Source organism: Mesorhizobium sp. INR15 (genome assembly GCF_015500075.1).
Lineage (GTDB): Bacteria > Pseudomonadota > Alphaproteobacteria > Rhizobiales > Rhizobiaceae > Mesorhizobium.
The window spans coordinates 4552536-4572773 of the sequence record NZ_CP045496.1; the positions used below are offsets into that span (position 1 = coordinate 4552536).

General features: G+C 60.0%; 11 protein-coding genes and 1 pseudogene. 8 read left to right on the top strand and 4 right to left on the bottom strand.

Going from position 1 to position 20238, the window contains the following annotated elements; all coding sequences use genetic code 11:
- Positions 1 to 556 precede the first annotated feature (556 nt).
- The 6 genes and pseudogenes from GA829_RS22170 to GA829_RS22190 all read left to right on the top strand — a co-directional run bounded on the left by GA829_RS22170 (position 557) and on the right by GA829_RS22190 (position 11107).
- A complete protein-coding gene (locus GA829_RS22170; RefSeq protein WP_195174775.1) occupies positions 557 to 1555 on the top strand; it encodes a DUF4347 domain-containing protein in 999 nt (332 codons plus the stop codon).
- A gap of 94 nt (positions 1556 to 1649) precedes the next feature.
- Positions 1650 to 2039: pseudogene (locus GA829_RS36805) on the top strand (DUF4347 domain-containing protein); the annotation flags it as partial.
- Positions 2040 to 2657: 618 nt separating this feature from the next.
- Positions 2658 to 5426 carry a beta strand repeat-containing protein gene (locus GA829_RS37345; RefSeq protein ID WP_308462351.1) on the top strand — a complete coding sequence of 923 codons (2769 nt, stop codon included), beginning with the start codon at positions 2658 to 2660 and terminating at the stop codon, positions 5424 to 5426.
- A 339-nt stretch (positions 5427 to 5765) separates the two neighbouring features.
- Positions 5766 to 7916 (top strand): peptidase domain-containing ABC transporter, encoded by a 2151-nt coding sequence (locus GA829_RS22180; RefSeq protein ID WP_195174777.1) that lies wholly within the window; start codon positions 5766 to 5768, stop codon positions 7914 to 7916.
- Positions 7917 to 8052: 136 nt separating this feature from the next.
- On the top strand, positions 8053 to 9330 hold the full coding sequence (locus GA829_RS22185; protein ID WP_258051828.1) for an HlyD family type I secretion periplasmic adaptor subunit: 1278 nt from the start codon (positions 8053 to 8055) through the stop codon (positions 9328 to 9330).
- 1 nt (position 9331) lies between these two features.
- Complete coding sequence (locus GA829_RS22190; RefSeq protein WP_195174779.1) at positions 9332 to 11107, top strand: SEL1-like repeat protein; 1776 nt, start codon at positions 9332 to 9334, stop codon at positions 11105 to 11107.
- A gap of 11 nt (positions 11108 to 11118) precedes the next feature.
- Here GA829_RS22190 and GA829_RS22195 read toward each other — a convergent pair whose 3' ends face one another.
- The 4 genes from GA829_RS22195 to GA829_RS22210 form a co-directional block, all read right to left on the bottom strand.
- The gene (locus tag GA829_RS22195; RefSeq protein ID WP_195174780.1) at positions 11119 to 11838 is read right to left on the bottom strand and encodes a Crp/Fnr family transcriptional regulator; all 720 of its coding nucleotides are present in this window, start codon (positions 11836 to 11838) and stop codon (positions 11119 to 11121) included.
- A gap of 179 nt (positions 11839 to 12017) precedes the next feature.
- Positions 12018 to 12299, bottom strand: coding sequence for a hypothetical protein (locus tag GA829_RS22200; protein WP_195174781.1), 282 nt, complete (start codon positions 12297 to 12299; stop codon positions 12018 to 12020).
- A gap of 262 nt (positions 12300 to 12561) precedes the next feature.
- Positions 12562 to 14862 (bottom strand): mannose-1-phosphate guanylyltransferase/mannose-6-phosphate isomerase, encoded by a 2301-nt coding sequence (locus GA829_RS22205; RefSeq protein WP_195174782.1) that lies wholly within the window; start codon positions 14860 to 14862, stop codon positions 12562 to 12564.
- A 12-nt stretch (positions 14863 to 14874) separates the two neighbouring features.
- The gene (locus GA829_RS22210; protein WP_195174783.1) at positions 14875 to 16395 is read right to left on the bottom strand and encodes a phosphomannomutase/phosphoglucomutase; all 1521 of its coding nucleotides are present in this window, start codon (positions 16393 to 16395) and stop codon (positions 14875 to 14877) included.
- 721 nt (positions 16396 to 17116) lie between these two features.
- Between GA829_RS22210 and GA829_RS22215 the strand changes: the two genes are divergently transcribed.
- Both GA829_RS22215 and GA829_RS22220 read left to right on the top strand, forming a co-directional pair.
- Entirely contained in the window at positions 17117 to 18997 is a 1881-nt protein-coding gene (locus tag GA829_RS22215) for a GumC family protein (RefSeq protein WP_195174784.1), read from the top strand.
- A gap of 127 nt (positions 18998 to 19124) precedes the next feature.
- A complete protein-coding gene (locus GA829_RS22220; protein ID WP_258051829.1) occupies positions 19125 to 19916 on the top strand; it encodes a sugar transferase in 792 nt (263 codons plus the stop codon).
- The last annotated feature ends 322 nt before the right edge of the window (positions 19917 to 20238 follow it).

Consider the following 20238-nt stretch of genomic DNA (forward strand, 5'->3'; position numbering starts at 1 on the left):
ATAGGGCTTCTTCGAGATGGTGGAATGGCACGCTCATGCAATTCACCGCGTCCGCACGCGGTAGCAGTGTCGCGGCGTGCGTACGCGGCGGTAGTGAGGCTGTAGCCATGATCAGCCAAGGTGCCGGACATCCTTCAAGATTGGCGTCCCATTCCTAGTTTTCGTAGCCAGACGGTTACCTCGCAACATGCCGGGCATTGGCGGGTTAGCCAACATTCATGCTGGTGCAAAAGGGTACTCTTTTCGGAGGAGCCTGCTCTCACCCGCGAATCGTCCGGCATCAAACATTAGACGTATAAGACTTCATAGCGGTGCCAGGTAAAAATATCTAAGCCACGGATTTGCATCATATTTTCCTTGGTGTCCAGGATACTACCTCGGATTGCGTGGTGTAAATCGATCCATTTACAATTCGAATATTTCCAACTTACTTAATGCTCATTAACGAGAGGGGAGCCACTGGCCAGTCAAGAGCTGTCTGTCCGTGGAAGTCTGCAAAGCTAGGAGAATATCGGGAGCGAGCCTGTTTTGTGCACGAGAGGCACAGCGCGGTTGCTTGCTGGCAACGCGCCGCGTCTGTTTCATTGGCCGACGTATTTCCGAATTTGGTGCTCCCTCGCAAGTAGACGGTTCCCTCGCAGGTTGTCGCTGGCAAATCAGCGCCACCGATTGGGGGTGCGTATTGTATCAGTTGAAATCGTCCAAGATCTGGGCCGTTCGAACTCGCGACTTCGACAAGCGTCGAGATCCTGATGCCGTTCGTCCCGACGTGTCCGAAATCCTCTTCGTAGATTCCGGCGTATCCGCTTTCAGCGAGGTTTTGCGGCACCTTAGGCCTGAGGTCGGAGCAATCGTCCTCGACGCCAAGAAGCCGGCGGCACGCCAGATGGCGACTGCGGTCGGCGGGCTCGGGGGACTCCAGGCGATCCACGTCATTGCTCACGGCGCGCCAGGGCGCGTGGCCTTTGCTTCTGGCGACTGGTCGTCCGAGACGTTGGCAAATGAGGCCAGCGACCTCGCCACGATTGGCGGCTCGCTCGACGAAGGCGGCGCTCTTGGGTTGTGGAGCTGCCGGGCGGGCGCTGGGTCCGAGGGGTCTGATTTCATTGTTTCGCTGTCGAGGGCGGCCGGTAGGCCGGTCGCGGCAGCTTCGCACGACGTCGGTGCGCGAGCGCTCGGCGGATTTTGGGAACTGAACATGCGGACCGAAGGCGCCGAGGCGCGTTCGCCGCTGACGGAGGTGGGCATGGGAATCTACGCGGGAATTCTGATCGCAGAGGTAATGGTCACCGGCACCTTGCCGGTGGGCAATATGGCCGGGCCGGTCACCTACTACATCGTCGACTCGGATCAGAAGGCTATCGTCGGCCAGGTCATGTTGCCCGGTGCCATGCCGAAGGCAACGCCGGTATCCATGGCGGTCAAGGTGCCGAACATAACAGCCCCGCTGGCCATCGGTACATTCGACGACAGCGGTAACTTCCAGCCTTCCAAGATCCTGAGCGTGAGCGCCTCGGCCAAGCCGACCGGCGCGATGGGGCCATCCGGCAGATGATCGCAGGATCTCCTGACCTTCTTCTCTTCGCCGCGCCGGCCATGCCGGCCTTTGTTCCTCTCGTGAGCTGACTTCGCGTCAAAAGGACCTCGCCATGGCCCGCGTTTCTGAAATTCTCTTTGTCGACCTCTCCGCGCCCGATCTCGGGACCATCTTGGGCAACCTGCGACCGAAGGTCGAGGCGATCATGTTGGACGGCGGCCGGCCGGCGGCCCGCCAGATCGCCGAGGCGCTCGAAGGGCGCAGCGGGTTGGATGCCGTGCACATTATCGCGCACGGCTCGCCGGGACAGGTGCATTTCAGCTCAGGCACTTGGTCGGTCGACACGCTGGAAGATGCAGCGGACGACCTTGCGGCGATCGGCAAGGCGCTAAGCACCAAAGGCGATTTCAGGCTGTGGAGCTGTGAAACGGGCAAGGGCAGGGCAGGCGAAGCGTTCGTCGAGGCGCTGAACGATGCAGGCGGCGCCCAGGTCAGGGCAGCGACGGGGCTCGTGGGCGCCAAGGCGCTGAACGGGACGTGGGACCTTGATGGTCAACGGGCGATGCCTCCAATGACCGAAACAGGGGCAGCAAGATACGCGGCCATTCTGAGTCTCGAGGTCACGCTTACGGGCTTGCTTGATACTTCTTCTTTCGGTGGAGTATCTAGTACGTATCCTGTGCAATATTACATAACAAATTCTTCTGGAGTAATTGTAGATAGTTTTACGCTACCATCAAGAACTGTAAGCTCGACATTTTCGTCCGCTCAAATGATTGTTAATGTACCGTCTAGCGGTTCTTATAATATAACAGCACTTGTACCAACCAGCAGCAATTCGAATATCTCAAGCTATAGTGTCATAAGCGCCGGTTCAATCACGATCCCAGTCTCCGGGCCCGTGACCCTTAGCGGCGCGGACACCGACTCCGATGATGGTGTGTTCAGGTTAACCGCTGCTTCGTATACCGCCAACACTGGTGCCACCGGCTCTACGGGAGCCACTGGTTCTACAGGCGCAACTGGCGCGGCGGGCGGAACAGGCGCCGCGGGTCAGACGGGCTCAACTGGCACGGCGGGCGGAACAGGCGCCACGGGTCAGACGGGCTCAACTGGCGCGATGGGTTCGACTGGCACTGCAGGTGCGACGGGCGCGACCGGTGCTGCTGGCGATACCGGCGCGACCGGTGCGTCTGGCGAGACCGGTGCGACCGGAGCCTCTGGCGATACTGGTGCGACCGGTGCGTCTGGTGCGACCGGAGCGTCTGGCGATACCGGTGCGACCGGTGCTGCTGGCGATACCGGCGCGACCGGTGCGTCTGGCGATACCGGTGCGACCGGTGCTGCTGGCGATACCGGCGCGACCGGAGCCTCTGGCGAGACCGGCGCGACCGGGGCCTCTGGCGAGACCGGTGCGACCGGTGCGTCTGGCGCGACCGGTGCGTCTGGCGAGACCGGTGCGACCGGTGCGTCTGGCGATACCGGCGCGACGGGTGCCGCTGGTGATACCGGCGCGACCGGTGCGTCTGGCGATACCGGTGCCACGGGTGCCACTGGTGATACCGGCGCGACCGGTGCGTCTGGCGATACCGGCGCGACCGGTGCGTCTGGCGAGACCGGTGCCACGGGTGCGTCTGGCGATACCGGCGCTACGGGTGCCACTGGTGATACCGGCGCGACCGGTGCGTCTGGCGAGACCGGTGCGACCGGTGCGTCTGGCGATACCGGCGCTACGGGTGCGTCTGGCGAGACCGGTGCGACCGGTGCGTCTGGCGATACCGGCGCTACGGGTGCGTCTGGCGATACCGGCGCGACGGGTGCCGCTGGTGATACCGGCGCGACCGGTGCGTCTGGCGATACCGGTGCCACGGGTGCGTCTGGCGATACCGGCGCGACCGGTGCGTCTGGCGATACCGGCGCTACGGGTGCGTCTGGCGATACCGGCGCGACCGGTGCGTCTGGCGATACCGGTGCGACCGGTGCGTCTGGCGCATCTGGAACAACAGGCGCGACAGGCTCCAACGGGTCGACGGGTTCGACTGGTGCAACCGGAGCTGGAGGCGCAACGGGTCATACCGGTTCCACAGGCTCAACTGGGGCCACAGGTCGTACGGGAGCTACGGGTTCCACCGGCCATAGCGGGGCGACAGGCGCAACTGGCGCGACAGGTCACTCCGGCGCTACGGGTTCAACAGGTGCTACCGGCAATGCTGGAGTGACTGGCTCGACAGGTGGAACGGGCGCGACAGGAGCCTTGGGTGCGACTGGCACCACGGGTGCGACTGGTAGCCCTGGGACGACTGGCTCAACTGGCGCCGCAGGCTCTACGGGCTCGATTGGTGATACCGGTGCTACAGGTGCGACTGGCGATACCGGTGCGTCTGGCGAGACCGGTGCCTCGGGTGCGACTGGCGATCCTGGAGCCACCGGCTCGACGGGTGCGTCTGGCGATACCGGCGCCACCGGTTCGACGGGTGCGTCTGGCGATACCGGTGCTACGGGTGCTGCTGGCGATACCGGCGCGACCGGTGCGTCAGGCGATACCGGCGCCACCGGGTCGACGGGTGCGACTGGCGATACTGGTGCGACCGGTGCGTCTGGCGATACCGGTGCCACGGGTGCTGCTGGCGATACCGGCGCGACCGGTGCCACGGGTGCTGCTGGCGATACCGGCGCGACCGGTGCGTCAGGCGATACCGGCGCCACCGGGTCGACGGGTGCGACTGGCGATACTGGTGCCACGGGTGCGTCTGGCGATACCGGCGCGACGGGTGCGACTGGCGATCCTGGAGCCACCGGGTCGACGGGTGCGACTGGCGATACTGGTGCGACCGGTGCGTCTGGCGAGACCGGTGCCACGGGTGCTGCTGGTGATACCGGCGCGACCGGTACGTCTGGCGATACCGGCGCCACCGGTTCGACGGGTGCGACTGGTGATACTGGTGCCACAGGCGCGACGGGTGCGACTGGCGATCCTGGAGCCACCGGCTCGACGGGTTCAACTGGCGATACTGGTGCGACCGGTGCGTCTGGCGAGACCGGTGCCACGGGTGCTGCTGGTGATACCGGCGCGACCGGTACGTCTGGCGATACCGGCGCCACCGGTTCGACGGGTGCGACTGGTGATACTGGTGCCACAGGCGCGACGGGTGCGACTGGCGATCCTGGAGCCACCGGCTCGACGGGTTCAACTGGTGATACTGGTGCCACAGGCGCGACCGGCGATACCGGAGCAACTGGTGCTTCTGGAGCAACAGGTACGACCGGGTCAACGGGGTCCACCGGGCCAACAGGCGCTACTGGCTCGACAGGTTCCACCGGTGCTACAGGGCACGCTGGTGTAACCGGAGCGACTGGGCACACCGGTCCGACCGGAGCCACCGGGTCCACTGGTGCGACCGGTCATGGCGACCACGATCATGACAACAATGGCAACCACAATCACCATGGTCACAACGGCAATCACGACCATGATCGCCACGACGGCAATGGGAACCGCCACGACAATGACCGTGGTAACAATGGCCGTGGTGACCATGACAATGGTCATGGAAGGCATGGCGAAGATGGGCACGGTTCGACCGGCAACGGCCAGGGCGGTAACATCTCGACTGACACGCTTGGACTGAAAGACATCAAGCAGTTCATGCAGTCTGGCAGCCCCGCTGACAGCCAGGACTTGTTCAGGCAACTCATCGGCCTCGCTATCATTTCGGTGGCGACGGATCTTCTGCACCTGCTGACCTCGGTGGCAGGCTTCGGTCAGACCCAGAACAACCACTCTGGGTCGACCTTGGACCTGACCTCGGACAAGCAGAGTGCCGGGTTTGCTCAGACCGACGACACACTGAAAAAGGCTCTGAACAATATTCTGAAGCCGCATGACTGAGCGGTTGAAAACAATGCGCGCGGACCCTGCTGGAAGGCAGGGCCCGCGCGTGCGCGCTTCCAGTGCCGGCAATCGTCTCTTCTCGTATGCCTGTTGGAGATACAGACGGTTTTGCCAAATTATGTTGCGACAACGCGCAGGCGGCATTTTCGAACTGTTGCTTCTGGTTAGCGGGAGCGGGGCACTGTGAGCGTACAACTCAGCCAAGGGCCTAAACCGAGCCCGAACAATCCTGACGCGCAACCGGATGCGGCCGGCAAGCATCCGAGTGAGGGTATAGCGCAACCGACTCCAGGCGGGCCTGCCGAATTCGGCCAGGTCGCTCCGCGCCTGAGGGCTATGATCAAGGTCGCCCGTTATCACGGTGTCGAGCTCGACCCGAACGAATTCAGGGCCGCGAGCACAGGCACCGTCCCGACCGCCGCGGACCTCTCTCAATGGGCGCAGAGTGGTGGGATGTGGTCGCGCGCGATTCGCGTCCGCTGGTCGCATCTCCTGCGCTTCGAACAAACCGGACCGGTCGTTCTGCTGTTCAGCGATGGTCGCGCTGCCTTGCTTACTGGCGCTAGCGCCGAACGCAATCTCATTTTCCTGACGAGCGTCGATGCGCCGGATGGAGCCGAGGCGATTGCGATCGACGAGTTGAGGTTGTCGCGGGTCTGGACGGGCGAGGCGGTGCTGCTGCGTCCTGAGCGATCCTTCGTCGCCGCCGATGCGCCTTTCACCTTCCGCTGGCTCATGGATCTTGTGCGGCTCGAGACTAGGCCGCTGCGCGACATTGGCATCGCTTCGTTCACGCTCAGCATCCTGACAATCCTGCCACCCCTCATCGTCATGACCGTGGTCAACAAGGTGCTGCAGTTCAACAGCATCTCAACCCTGGCATTGCTGAGTGCGGTTATAGTCGTCGTTTTCGCGTATGAGACCCTGCTCGGCCACGCGCGACGCATGATCATCAACGTGGTCGGCGCTCGCCTGGACACCAAACTGAACTTGCATGTCTTCGGCCGACTGTTGCGCCTGCCACTTGACTATTTTGAGCGCCATCCAGCCGGCGAGACACTGTACCATCTGGCACAGGTCTACCGCATCCGCGAATTCCTCACGGGCAAATTGCTCAGCACCTTCCTGGATCTGATGACGCTCTGTGTGCTCATCCCGGTCATGTTCTATATCAATGCAACACTCGCTTGGATGGTGCTCGGCTGCGCCGTCTTGATCATGCTGATCATCCTCGCTTTCCTTGCGCCGTTGCGGATCAGCTACCAACGCGTGGTGGATGCGGAGACCTGGAAGTCGGCCGCGCTCGGCGAGACTGTCGTCGGTATCAAGACGGTGAAGGCACTTGGTCTCGAGCCGCAACGCAAGGCGCTTTGGGACGAACGAGTGGCGGACGCGGGTAAGGCGCGCCTCGCTTTTGGGCAACTCGCCAATTGGCCGCAAACCCTCGTAACGCCAATTGAGCGCGCCATGGTATTGGGCACCATGCTGATCGGGGCTTACTTGGCCATGAACGACAGCACTGGCTACATGGTCGGCAGCCTGTTCGCCTTCATGATGATCGCCCAACGCGTCGCGCAGCCCCTTGTCGGCCTGGCGCGTCTGGTAGAGGACTACGAAGAGGTCGGCGCGGCCATTGGCGAGGCGGCATCGGTTCTTAACCGTCCGTTGGAAAGCAGTTCCAATTCAGTAGGCCTGAGGCCAAAACTCGTCGGCGAAATCAAGTTCAGCGACCTGACCTTCACTTACATGGGTACCAAGACGCCGGCGCTCGACCGGGTCAGCTTCGACATCCCGTCTGGCTCAATGTTCGGCATTGTCGGGCGGAGCGGGTCGGGAAAATCGACCATCGCGCGCCTTCTGCAAGGCATCAACCGCGACTACAGCGGGTTCCTCAAGCTCGACGGGGTCGACCTCAAGGAAATCAACCTGCGTCACCTCCGCCAGGGCCTAGGTGTGGTCCTTCAGGATAACTTCCTTTTCCGCGGTTCGATAAGAGACAACATCATCGCGGGACGTCAGGGTTTGACGCTTTCGGATGCCATGCGGGCTGCTCATCTCGCCGGCGCGGCTGAGTTCATCGAACGCATGCCGAATGGCTACGATACTTACATTGAGGAAGGCTCGCCGAACCTGTCGGGCGGGCAACGGCAGCGGTTGGCAATAGCCCGCGCACTCATTCACAACCCGACCATCCTGATACTGGACGAAGCGACAAGTGCGCTTGATCCGGAGAGTGAAGCGGTGGTCAGCGACAACCTCATGCGTATTGCCAGCGGCCGAACGATGATCATCGTGTCGCACCGGCTGGCATCGCTGACCGAGTGTGACCAGATCCTTGTCGTGGATCAAGGTAAGGTTCTCGATGTCGCGCCACATTCCGTCCTTCTCGAACGGTGTGGCGTCTACCGCCAGCTTTGGCTCCAGCAGAATCGGCATCTGGAAGGCCGGCGTGGCCGACTGGCGGCTGTGCCACCCGGGATGATGTGAGCTGGCCATGAGCGTCACCGCTTATTCCTCAATTCCTGCTCGCCGTCCTCGCGCAAAGATCAGCGATCCTACGGCCCCGGCCATTCTCGAATTCCAATGGCCATCGACAGCCGTCGCCAATGCGCCGATACCGCGAGTGGCTCGCAGCATCGTCTGGGTCGTATTCAGCCTGGTCGTCGCGCTGATAACCCTCGCAGCGCTGATACCGGTTGACCAAGTGGTCACGACGAGGGGGCTGGTGGTGGCTCAGTCGCCTAACATCGTCGTTCAGCCGCTTGAGACAGCGATCGTCCGCTCTATCGAGGTGCGCGAAGGACAGCATGTGAAGGCCGGTCAGGTGCTTGCCCGCCTCGACGCCACGTTTGCCTCGGCCGATCTCACGGCATTGGCCGCTCAAGTCACGACCCTCGAAGCCGAGGTCGCTCGCCTGAAGGCCGAGGCCGACGGAAGGTCATTTACCTATGACGGGCTGGATCCGAGTTGGACGCTACAGGCTTCGATCTTCGAACGTCGCAAGGCGGTCTATGACGCCAAGCTGGAGAGCTTCGATCAACAAGGTGACCAACTCAGTTCTGTCATCTCTCGCTCCCAATCGGATGCCGAAGGTTACAAGCACCGCTTGGCCGTCGCGGGGTCCATCGAGCAAATGCGCAAACAGCTTGAGGTAAGACAGGTCGGAAGCCGCCTCAACACGCTGCTTGCCGAGGACAACACAGCTGAAATGTCGCGAGCTCTTACCAACGCCGAGCAGACATCCGAGGCCAGCAAGCGGCAGCAGGCGGGTGTCGCGGCCGAGCGTGACGGCTTCGTCCAGAGTTGGCGCGCGGACGTGTCGCAGAGCCTGTCGGAAGCCAACTCGCGAATGTCCGACGCCCACGAGCTCCTCAACAAGGCCAAGCTTCGCAAACAGTTGGTGGAACTGAGGAGCGAGGCCGACGCCATTGTTCAATCTGTGGCCAAGGTTTCCGTGGGGTCTGTTCTGCAGTCTGGCGAGCGGTTGATCACACTGGTCCCCGCTGACGCGGTGCTCGAGGTGGCGACGAACATCATCGGCCGTAGCAGTGGCTTCGTCCATGTCGGTGATCCCGTCGCAATCAAATTCGATACCTTCCCCTATTCGCAATATGGCCTGGCTCACGGCACTGTACGCTCAGTCAGCCCGGACTCCTTCTCCGCCAGGGATCAGGTGCGCGACCCGAACAGCTCCTTGGCCATGCTGCCTTCTGATACCGACCAGTTCTACCGCACGCAGATTTCCATCGACGATGTTGCCCTTCATGGTGTGCCCGCCGGCTTTACGGTCACCCCTGGCATGCCTGTCACAGCTGATGTGAAGGTCGGCCGCCGCACGGTGCTCAAATATATCCTCGGCGCGATGCTGCCGATCGGCCAGGAAGCGATGCGGGAGCCGTAAAATGGTGATGATGGATCGATTGGCCGGACACATCCACCCGGCGCTGGCGTTGCGTAGAGGGATTCAGCTGGCTGAAAAAGGCAAGCTCGCCAAAGCCTTTCCGTTGATGGCAATCGCTGCTCGTGCCGGCATTCCAGAAGCGGAATGCCGCGTCGCCCGCTTCTATCTGGAGGGATCGGGCGTCCCGCCAAGCCGATTGGAAGGAACGCGCTGGCTGCGGCGGGCTGCTGACCATGGGAGCGCCGATGCGCAGGCTCTCCTTGCCGCGCTTTACACCGCCGGGCTGGCTGAACACGAGGACAACGCAGGAACCAGCAGTTCAGAAAGTCTGTTCAAGTCGCAATCTTCACGAAAGCCTGATTTCGAGGCGGCACTTCCGTTCGCTCAAAAAGCTGCGGCGGCCGGCTCAGCAACCGGGCAAGCCATACTTGGTTATATTCTCAGCAAAGGCCCAACAGCCATGCGCGATCTCGATGCCGCGCACAGCTGGTACGAGAAATCCGCAGCGGCCAGTTGTCCGGAAGGGTGCCTTGGGCTCGCCCTGTCACTCGCCCGTCGCAGGCAACCGGAGCACAGAACGAGGATTGCCGAGGAGTTGCGGCGGGCAGCCGATGCAGGTCTGCCGACGGCGATCTATCTTCTTGCGGTCCTCACCGAGCACGGAATGGGCGTGCCGGTCGATCGCGAGTCAGCTTTTGAGCTTTATCAGCTTGCTGCGGAAAAGGGCCTGGCCTCGGCCCAATTCAGGCTGGGGCTTTCTCTTATCGAGGGCAACTTGTCAGGTCAGGATCCCGCAGCTGGCGAGGCGTGGATGCGTCGCGCCGCACTGGCCGGAAATCCCGAGGCCGCCTATCGTATCGGCGAGCAATACGTAAAGCGTCCCCAGCCGGAGTATGCGGAGGCAGCGACCTGGTATCGACGCGCCGCGGACGCAGGCCACCACGCAGCTGCCCGCGCCTTGGCTTCGCTTTATCTTTCTGGGAATGGAGTGGCTCAGGATGCCGAGGAAGGAACCCGCTGGCTGCGCGTCGCCGCAAACAGTGGCAATCGTGAATCCCAGGTTGACCTCGCGAATCTTATTCTTGAGAACGCCGGCGATCTCAAAGATGGTGTAGATGTCGCCGAATGGTTTGAAGCGAACGCGTCGTCAGGGGAAGCAGTCGCTGCCTTCAATCTCGGACTTTGTTTTGCCGAGGGGGTCGGAGTGCGCAAGGACCAGGAACTGGCAGCGAAGTGGATGAGGCGCGCAGCCGAAGGCATGGCACAGGCGCAATATATGTATGCGCGCCTGCTTCAGGATGGACGCGGTGTGCCCGCTGACCAGAAGCAGGCAAGGCTTTGGTTTGAGCGGGCGGCCAACGCTGGAATGGGGGACGCGCAGGTGGCGCTTGCCGAAATGCTCTACAATGGGCGCGGTGGAGAGCGCTCGGCTCTAGCCGCGGCCCATCTTTTCAAGCAGGCTGCCGCCACCGGCCATGTTGGTGCGATGTTTGCAATCGGTGCTTTGTACGAGAACGGGCAGGGGCTTACTCTCGATCGGAAGGCGGCGCAGAAATGGTTCGCGGCCGCTGCGGAGCGAGGTCACGGACACGCCCAATTCATGCTGGGCCGCTACCTCTCCAAAGGTGTTGCCGGTGAGTACGATCCAGTTGCCGGCCGTATTTGGCTCAAGCGGGCTGCCTCTCAGGGTATCGAGGAAGCAGCCGACTATCTTGCTGGTTTTCAAGACAGACGCGAAGGTTTAGGTCGCTCTAATGCGAGGGTTCCAAGGGGCTGAGGCCCTGGCGCTCAACTCTTGATGTATTCGCCGTCGAATCCAGCGAACTTCGTCAGGCCCCGAGAATCGAGCAGGCGGACATGGCCCTGGCGGAATTCGATAAACTTCCGCTCGCGAAGTTCCCGCAACATTCGATTAACATGGATCGGAGTAAGGCCAAGGGCGTCAGCCAGGTCATATTGGGTGAGCGGGCAGTCGAAGCCGTTGCGGTCAACTGCACCTACTCGTTGCAGACGCGCTGTCAGCTCGAGCAGCAAATGTGCTGTCCGCTCCAACGCGTTGCGTCGTCCTACGTTGGCAAGGTGCTGAGCTGTAACTGCCCCGTTGCGCAAGAGGGCTCCAACGATGAACGAGAACAGATGAGGCGATTTCATAGCAGCAAGCGTCAATGTCTTGGTGGGTGCCACCAGCAAGGAAAGTTCAGTTTGAGCTACGAAGGTCCCAATAGAGCCGCTTTCAGGTGCCTGAGAAAGAACGACATCTCCAGTCAGGGCAAAATCGAGAATTTGTCGCTGCCCGTCTGGAAGCTCATGGGAGATGCACCCCCAACCCGACTCGACGATGTAAACACGATCGCTGTCGTCACCTTGGCTGAAGATTACCGCGTCAGCTGGATATCGCTTCGCGGTGAAGCCGAGAGTCTTGATCAGAGCGGCGTCATCATCGTTGAGTCCAACATATGACGAACGGTGCTCATCTCCTTTCGAAAAAGAACGTGAAGCCTGTGCCATATGCACCCCCTACCCAATTCCATATGTACCCTCCTGACGCTCATCACGTATACTAAATTTTATGTAATGATCCTTGTTCCAGACCTCGCCAAAAGAAGGTGTCACGCCATCAAGTTCCTGTCGAAACCTGGATCGGAATAGCACACGGTTCAATTGATGCCGCCTAGAGCTGGTATCAGCTATGACTTACTTCTCTTAAAATTCTCCCTCATTGACTCAACTATCTCACTGGCAACGAGACAGCTCCGATTATCCGCCTGGTCGGCGGCGTTGCGCAACGTCAGCGACGCGTCCCTCAGCAGTCCCCTGATCTCCGACGGCGACAACAACTCCGATGCCTCAAGTTCCAAGAGGACCGATTCACTCACATGCAGCGCAGCAAGCGCAACTGCCCTGGGCCTTGTTGCAAGCAGCTTCAGGAGATCACCGCTGCGCCTGTCTCGCGATTTCTTTTTTGCCATCGTCGCCTTCAGCTGCCCGGACAAAAGTTTCTAATTCCAACGTCTCGCGAGTTGCGCACCCAGGAACCGAGAAGCAGGTCGGCACTCTCATTTTGGCGTGGCTTCCGCTTGACGGTACCGCAGTTTGCAGTGGTGACACAGAGGCGGGAAGATACCGAATTAGCGGTAGCCTGCATCCCACGGCATCACAGGGAAAACGGTAAGAAAAATCCTGTTTGGAAAAGGATCTGCCGCGTTATGACGCGATGAACGGTCGCCATCTTTAGCCATAACTTTGCTTCGCAACAGGGCTGTCCGCTTTCAGAGACGGTACCGGAAACGCCTCAACCTGTCCCTCGGTCTTGTCGAGATATTGCATCAACGCTGTCACCAAATGATAGAAGATGCTGGCAGGAACCTCCGCCGCCAGCGACCGACCGCGCTCGTCAATCCTGTCCATCCACAAGCCAAGCGGTGCGGGATCGATATGCCATCTGAAAAGTCGCGCGACACGAGCTTCGATCTCGGGCTTCAGATCGGGCCCGCCAATGTCGTCCAACGCAATCGCTGCCTTTATTGCTTCGCATTGAGGCCAGCTGCGGGAGAGCCTGTCGAGGGGCATCCCTTGTCGCGAAACGGCCGCATAGGCCAGTCCCGTGGCTCGATTCATTCCGCTGGCGACCGCCGACGAATAGAGTTTTCTCGCATAGGCAGCCAGGTCTTTCTGCCCACTTGCCCTCGCGAACTCGACGAGCAGAGAGGCCCATTCGAAATGGTGCCCCGGTTCGGTCCACTGTCCTTTGTCTCCGGGCAACGGCAGCCAGTCGGCATTGAAAAATTCGCCGAGCGTCCAACTTTCCTGGTCGAAGAAATGGCTGCGGAATAGATCGATGACGCGAGCCGCTCGACGCAGGTATACGCGATCGCCGGTTGCGGCATACCAGGCGAGGAAAGATTCAAGCATGTGCATGTGTGGGTTGGAGGACCGAGCCCCGTTCCAGCCAGGTGTCTCGAGGAAGCCATTCAGGCTCCCGTCCTCCAGATGAGAGTCGATGAAATGAAAGGTCTCCTGTGCAAGCTGCAGGGCAGGTTGGTGGCCGCATCGATAGGCGTGAGCAAGTGCGAGGAGCACGCATGAATGATCGTAGGCATCCTCCGCCGGATCGGCCACGCTTCCATTGCAATTTAAGGTGCGTACCCAGCCTCCTCGATCGGTGCGGCCGTATTTTGCGATGAAGTCGATCCCGTGCTCGATGAGCTTGTCAGCGGCCCCGGTCCAGCCACGTTCCTTGGCCACAGCGAACGCGTAGATCTGGCGTGCCATCGTCCGCATCCGCTTGGGTTTGCCCAATGGCCTCGCATCGAAACCGAGTGCTTCGTGGAAGCCGCCATGCACGTTGTCGACCCCTGCGTGTGACCAAAGCGGAAGGGTCTCGTTGAAGAGCCAGTGCTCGACACGCTTGCGCCACGACCCGCTGACAATGACCCGGTCTTCTGACGCTGTCAGTTTCGTCTCGAGGCGCCCGCTCCTCTCGAGTTGCTCGACGACCTTCTTCACATTCTGACTCTGGCTGACCGGCGCGACGAATATTGCGTCGGGCGTTGCTACCACCGCCACATCCTTCATTCCTATGACGGTGAGTAGCCGACCTTGACTTCTGAGATAGGAGCTGTCGCAGTCCATGGCGACGACGTCGCCCATTATCACGTTGCCGTTGCCGTCCACGGGGCTTGCCTCCAGCAACGATTGCCAAGATCCAAGGTCGTTCCAGCGGAAGGAAGCCGTCACCATCGCGATGCCCTGCGCGCGTTCCATGACGGCATAGTCGATAGATGTGGAGGGAACAGCCGAGTAGAAACCTTGTGGCAGGTACAGACCCGAGACGTCCACCTTGGCAGTCCTGAAGGCGCGTTCCGCAGTTTCCCATATCTGCGGCTGAAACTCGACCAAAGCTCTTTGCATTGTGTCGGCGCGAAACAGGAAGATGCCAGCATTCCAGTAGAACCTTCCCGACGACAAATATCTTTGCGCCGTCTCGATGTTCGGCTTTTCGACAAAGCGTGAGACCGCGGCCGCGCCGTCACCATTGGCGGCAACCTCAATGTATCCATATCCAGTCTCTGGATGAGTGGGCTTAATGCCGAACACGACGATGCTTCCCGCGTCGGCGGCAGGCATGCCCGCTTCAACGGTCTCCCAGAACTGCGTCTCGGTCGATATTTCGTGGTCGGAGGGTACCACGAGCACGAGCGCATCCTTGCCGTGCTCCGAAATCGTCTGCAGTGTCGCGATGGCGACAGCTGCAGCGGTGTTGCGGCCCAAGGGTTCGAAAATTGGCTTTCCGCCGTTCAGTCCGAGCGGCGTTATGTCCGAGATGACGCGTTCGGCATGACGTTCGGACGCGATTAGATAGATCGGCGTTTCGCTGTCCGGCCACGCCCTCAGGCGTCGAACAGTCTTCGCCAGCATGGAGCCATCCCCCGACAGGTCGTGGAATTGCTTTGGATTGTCTTCGCGCGACAGCGGCCATAGCCGCGACCCTACCCCCCCGCTCATCACAAAACTTACGATCCGGTGTGCCATGCTTCAGTCCTCTCAGAATGTCTGGTTGTAGGCCCCGACCTCTGGATTGCGGCGCAGGACGGTGTCGATTGCCTCAAACATCTGCCGACGTCGCTCCGACGAGACGGGGCTTTCGACGACGACAACAATTTCGGGCTTGTTTGACGAAGCTCTGACCAGACCCCAGGTGCCGTCTTGAGCCACGACACGCACCCCATTGACGGTAATCAGGTCAGCCAGCGGCTGACCGGCAAAGTCGGTCCCATCCCCCTTCATTTTCATGAAGTCGCTGACGACCTTGTCGACAACGCTGTATTTGACTTCATCGCGACATTGGGGCGACATCGTTGGGGTGCCAAAGGTTACGGGCAGGGCGCGATAGAGTTCGGCCAGCGTCCTTTCCGGATTGCGATCAAGCATCTCGCAGACGGCGATCGCGGTGATGAGGCCATCGTCATAGCCACGGCCGATCGGCGGGTTGAAGAAGAAGTGCCCCGACTTTTCGAAGCCGGCGATTGCGCCAAGCTCGGCAACCCGTCGCTTGATGTAGGAATGTCCCGTTTTCCAATAGTCCGTCCGCGCACCGTTTTGCGCGAGAACGGGATCTGTCAGGAAAAGCCCGGTCGATTTGACGTCCACGACGAAGGTGGATTGTGGATGTTGGCTTGAGATGTCGCGCGCCAGCATGACGCCGACCTTGTCAGCGAAGATCTCGGTCCCCTCATTGTCCACCACGCCGCAGCGGTCGCCGTCGCCGTCGAACCCGAGCCCCAGATCGGCGCCGGTCTCCAGAACCTTGTCGCGGATCGCATGCAGCATCTGCATGTCTTCGGGATTCGGGTTATAGCGCGGAAAAGTGTGATCAAGCTCTACGTCGAGCGGGATCACGTCACAGCCAACAATCTCCAGCACCTGCGGCGCAAATGCGCCAGCAGTCCCGTTGCCGCAGGCAACGACGACGCGCGGCTTGCGTCGAACGCTCTTTCCGGCAGTCAAGTCTTCGATGTATCTCTCACGGACGTCGGAAACGAATTCATAGCTACCACCCCCTGTAAGATCGAAGTCGCCATTCAGCACGAGCGCCTTCAGCGCTGTCATCTGGTCAGGGCCGAATGTGAGCGGTCTTTGCGCGCCCATCTTCACTCCAGTCCACCCGTTCTCATTGTGAGAGGCCGTTACCATGGCAACAGACGGAGTGTTGAGTGCGAACTGGGCGAAATAGGCGGTCGGGGACAGCGCCAAGCCTATATCCTTGACACGTGCGCCAGCTGCCATCAGGCCTGAGACCAGCGCCAATTTTATGGACATGGAATAGCTGCGAAAGTCGTGACCGGTAATGATTTCCGGACCGACTCCCATTCGGCGGATTAGAGTGCCAAGACCCATTCCCAGCGCTTGGGCGCCCATCAAATTGAGCTCGGGCTCCTTCTCCGAGCCGGGACAGCCGAACCACCAGCGCGCATCATACTCCCGGAAGCCAGTGGCTTTGATGAGAGCATTGTTCTCGAACGCGAATGTGTTCGGCCTGGCTTGTTCGACTATTTTTAGGGTCACGGCTAGCGCTCCGTAATTGCACCAACATTCCTAGCATCTCGACGAGCCACAGCCCCTTCATGAATTTGGGTGGCACTACCCCCCGGTTCGTGCCGCATCATCCAATAGGTGGTGCCGATCGATGATCGAAAGGATGTCTCGTCTGGGTATGGCGGTTGAGTATCGTGGCAAGTCGGTCCGCATCGGACGCTAACCTCAATTGTGGCTGTGCCGTGCCGCTGACACCATTCAGATTGTCTTGTCCGAAAAACGTCGATCATAGGCGATTCCGAGCTTTGGCACGTGCGCTCGACGGCATTCAACCAGAGATCGAAAGGGAATGTGAGCGACTTCGCCAGGCTCGGAATCGGCTGACAGATTGTGCCGCATTCTCCCTAGAGGCGACGGAAAACGGGGATCAGAGCCCAGGCATGTCAGACAAGTTGGATATTCTCGCCCAGGACCTGGCGGCCAACCGAGCACGACAGTTGCTGCTGGAACAGCAGAAGTCATTTCTAGCTAGGGTAAGGGCAGGTCTGCCGCGCGTTCTTCATTCTCACAGGGTGTAGCTCTACGCCAATTGGTGGCGTTTACGTTCCCCTGCGTCCGCGTAGACTTTATTGCAAAAGTACGGGGATCGCGGGCCTCGGCTTTTATGAGAACATCGGGCGGACGCCATGAGGCTCCTGGTCAGGGCGGCGTGCACGAAGGACTCTCCCTTCATGCCCGCCGGAGACTTTGAATGAACCGCTTGTTCGCCAACCAATGGCCCTTGGCAACCAATCAGCAGGCCGGTGCCGGACAGGAATTCATCGGTCTCTCGGACATAACCGGGTTTCTGAGACATTATGTCGGAACAATTACGGCCTGCCTTGCCGCAGCCCTGTTGGTCGCATGGTTTTACAATTCGACCACCGATCCGGTTTTTACGGCCAGTGCGCGGATATTGATCGAGCCTAAACTGCCGCAACATTTGCAGGAGGGTGGTGAGGTAAATCTGTCGTTGGACACCGCACAAATAGAGAGTCAAATTGCGGTACTGCAATCCGAGAAGATCGCCTCGATGGTAATCGGCCAATTAAATCTGATTGAAGATGCGAGTTTCAATCGCCCTGAGACGCCGATATTGCAGGATAGATTCAGGACGATCAAAGATATAATGATACAAGCCTTGGGACTTCAGAGAAACGCCCGGTTAAACGCGCTCTGGGGGCATATCGGTTTAGGTGCCCCGGAGTCGACCGCGAGGCTGAACGATTACCAGAAGTCCCGTCTCAGCATGCTGATCTTCCTCAATGGGCTCGATGTGCGAAGGGTAGGTGTCTCCTACGCGATAGACATATCCTTCACCTCCGCCGATCCCGAAGGCGCCGCCAAGATTGCGAACGCAACGGCTGACGCCTTTGTGCATGAACAGATCGACACTAAGGCCGATTCGGCAAGAGAAGGTGGCGCATGGTTGGAGAAACGCCTTCAGCAACTGCGCACCCAAATGAACAAGGCGATGGCCAGAGCACAGGCGTTCCGCTCTCGACACGATTACAGCGTGGGCGGTGGTCCAAGTGACGGTGACGGCGTTAATTCCGAACCTACTCTTGAAGAACTCGAGGTTACGGCTGACACCTATCAAAAAATGTATGAGAGCTTCCTTCAGGCTTATACCAACTCGGTAAGCCAGCAATCCTACCCCGTTGCAGATGCAAGAGTAATCACTGCTGCGACACCGCCGCTTTTGCCAAGCGCGCCAAAACCGAAGCTGGTGTTGGCCTTCGCTGGCGTCGCAGGCTTCATTCTCGGCATTGGCCTTTCCTTCGCGCGGCATTCGTTCGACTGGACCATACGGTCGCCACGTCATATCCGCGATAATCTGGGAATAGAGTGCGTCGGAGAACTGGCGCCCACGAGCAAGCGCAGGGAGTTCGGAAGCGTCGACGAGGTGACCAGGCATCCGTGGTCGCGATACAGCCAGAGTCTGAGGAAAGCGCGAACCGAAATCAGCTTGGCGGAAACGAACCACCCGGTGAAGTTCCTTGGACTGACTGCTGTTTCGAACAACAATCAGAAGAGTTCCGTCGTCAGCAATCTCGCCACTCTATATTCGATGTCCGGTCTAAAGACGTTGGTGATCGACGCTGATGTTCGCAGATCGACGATGACCACACGACTGCTCGGGGGTTCGGACGTCCGGGGGAAAGAGTGCCAGGATTCCGTTCGGCTCAATATCATCCGCGCTCCGGGGCGGCGGTTCGACTTTCTTTCGAGTTCCGTGGTGGATGCAAAGAACCTGCTCATGCCAAAGAACATGCAGGCCTTCCTCTCTGAAGTTTGTGTTGACGATGCGACCGGCTACGAGCTGGCTGCTTATGATATCATCATCGTTGACCTGCCAACGTTTGAATCCGGGGCGGATGACCTAACCGTTGGATCCGTGCTCGACGGTGTCGTGGTCGTTGCGGAGTGGGGAAAGACGCACGTCGACACGCTGCGGGAACTCGTAAGAACACTCCAAGCCGCCAGGACACCGATACTTGGCGCGCTTCTCACCAAGGCGCGGGCAATGACGTCCAAGCATCGTCGGGTTGCGGCCAAGCGCAGCGCTTTCGGAAGTCGGCAAAGCGTGTAGAGCAATCATACGTGAGGATTAGGGGGTAGGCCATGGAGTATCGCGCTACCTCCTTTGCATTTCTTGCCGGCACGTCCCGTCCTTGGAAGACTGTCGACGTCAAACAACGAGAAACAGCGACCGTCACATGACAAACGCCTTCGAAAAGCAGTCGCACCAAGGGGGGGCGCTTTGGGGCCAACCCGTTGTGCCGGCGGCGGTCGAGAGCAAGACGGTCCTTCATGTCGTTGCTGCACATGACTACGCCGCCGCCGGGACTGTGTTGAATGACCTCCCGGATGTCATCACCGGGAGGACGAACCCTCCGATTGGAGGCTTCCTCAAACGCATCATGGATCTGGCTATAGCCGTCGCAGCGCTTGTTCTGGCCGCGCCCGTCATGATCCTCGTGGGTCTGTTGATCAAGATTACGGCTGGGGGTCCGGCAATATTCTCGCATAGTCGGATAGGCTTCGGCGGAAGCTCGTTCGATTGCTATAAGTTTCGCTCGATGGTGGCCAATTCGGACGAAGTCCTGAAGGCCTATCTCGATGCCAACCCCGACGCACGCAAGGAGTGGGAAGAGACCCACAAGATCAGGAACGATCCCCGCGTCACGCTCTTCGGGCGCCTGCTGCGCAAATCTAGCCTGGATGAGCTCCCCCAACTGATCAACATACTGCGCGGCGACATGAGTTGCGTGGGCCCAAGACCGATCGTCAAGGACGAACTCAGGCGTTATGGCGTGCATCAGGCAGAGTACCTTGCAACGAGACCAGGACTTACCGGTCTTTGGCAGGTGAGTGGAAGAAGCAGCATGGACTACGATAACCGCGTTGCACTGGACAGCCAATATGTGCGGAACTGGTCCATCTGGCTCGATGTCGTGATCTTGCTCAGGACCATCGTCGCGGTCATGCGGGTCGACAGGGCCTCCTGAAACGTCTAACGACGATCACTTTTCGTTTCGATTCCAGCGGTGCGATAGAGACAAGCCCGTGAGGTAGGCGCAAGCTAGAACAAACATCAGAATTAGAAATTTGCCCACCGTCACATGGCCAGGCAGCCCCAGACCATTCCACGCACCGGCTCCGACCAGGAGCAGTGCGGTCGCTGCCAGAAGAGCCGCAGCCTTGAACCGTAACCCCAGGAGTATCCCCGCCACCGATACGGCCAGTATGCTTGTGAGCACCGATATCTCCAGTGGCACCCGCAGAACCGGTTGGCTTGCCGCGGCAGGGAGTTCCATCAGGGGCCGAGAG

Excerpts from the sequence above, each read along its gene's own strand:
- GA829_RS37345 (WP_308462351.1), top strand. The coding sequence starts at position 2,658 with ATGGGTTCGACTGGCACTGCAGGTGCGACGGGCGCGACCGGTGCTGCT.
- GA829_RS22180 (WP_195174777.1), top strand. The coding sequence starts at position 5,766 with ATGATCAAGGTCGCCCGTTATCACGGTGTCGAGCTCGACCCGAACGAA.
- GA829_RS22190 (WP_195174779.1), top strand. The coding sequence starts at position 9,332 with ATGGTGATGATGGATCGATTGGCCGGACACATCCACCCGGCGCTGGCG.
- GA829_RS22195 (WP_195174780.1), bottom strand. The coding sequence starts at position 11,838 with ATGGCACAGGCTTCACGTTCTTTTTCGAAAGGAGATGAGCACCGTTCG.
- GA829_RS22200 (WP_195174781.1), bottom strand. The coding sequence starts at position 12,299 with ATGGCAAAAAAGAAATCGCGAGACAGGCGCAGCGGTGATCTCCTGAAG.
- GA829_RS22205 (WP_195174782.1), bottom strand. The coding sequence starts at position 14,862 with ATGGCACACCGGATCGTAAGTTTTGTGATGAGCGGGGGGGTAGGGTCG.
- GA829_RS22215 (WP_195174784.1), top strand. The coding sequence starts at position 17,117 with ATGAACCGCTTGTTCGCCAACCAATGGCCCTTGGCAACCAATCAGCAG.
- GA829_RS22220 (WP_258051829.1), top strand. The coding sequence starts at position 19,125 with ATGACAAACGCCTTCGAAAAGCAGTCGCACCAAGGGGGGGCGCTTTGG.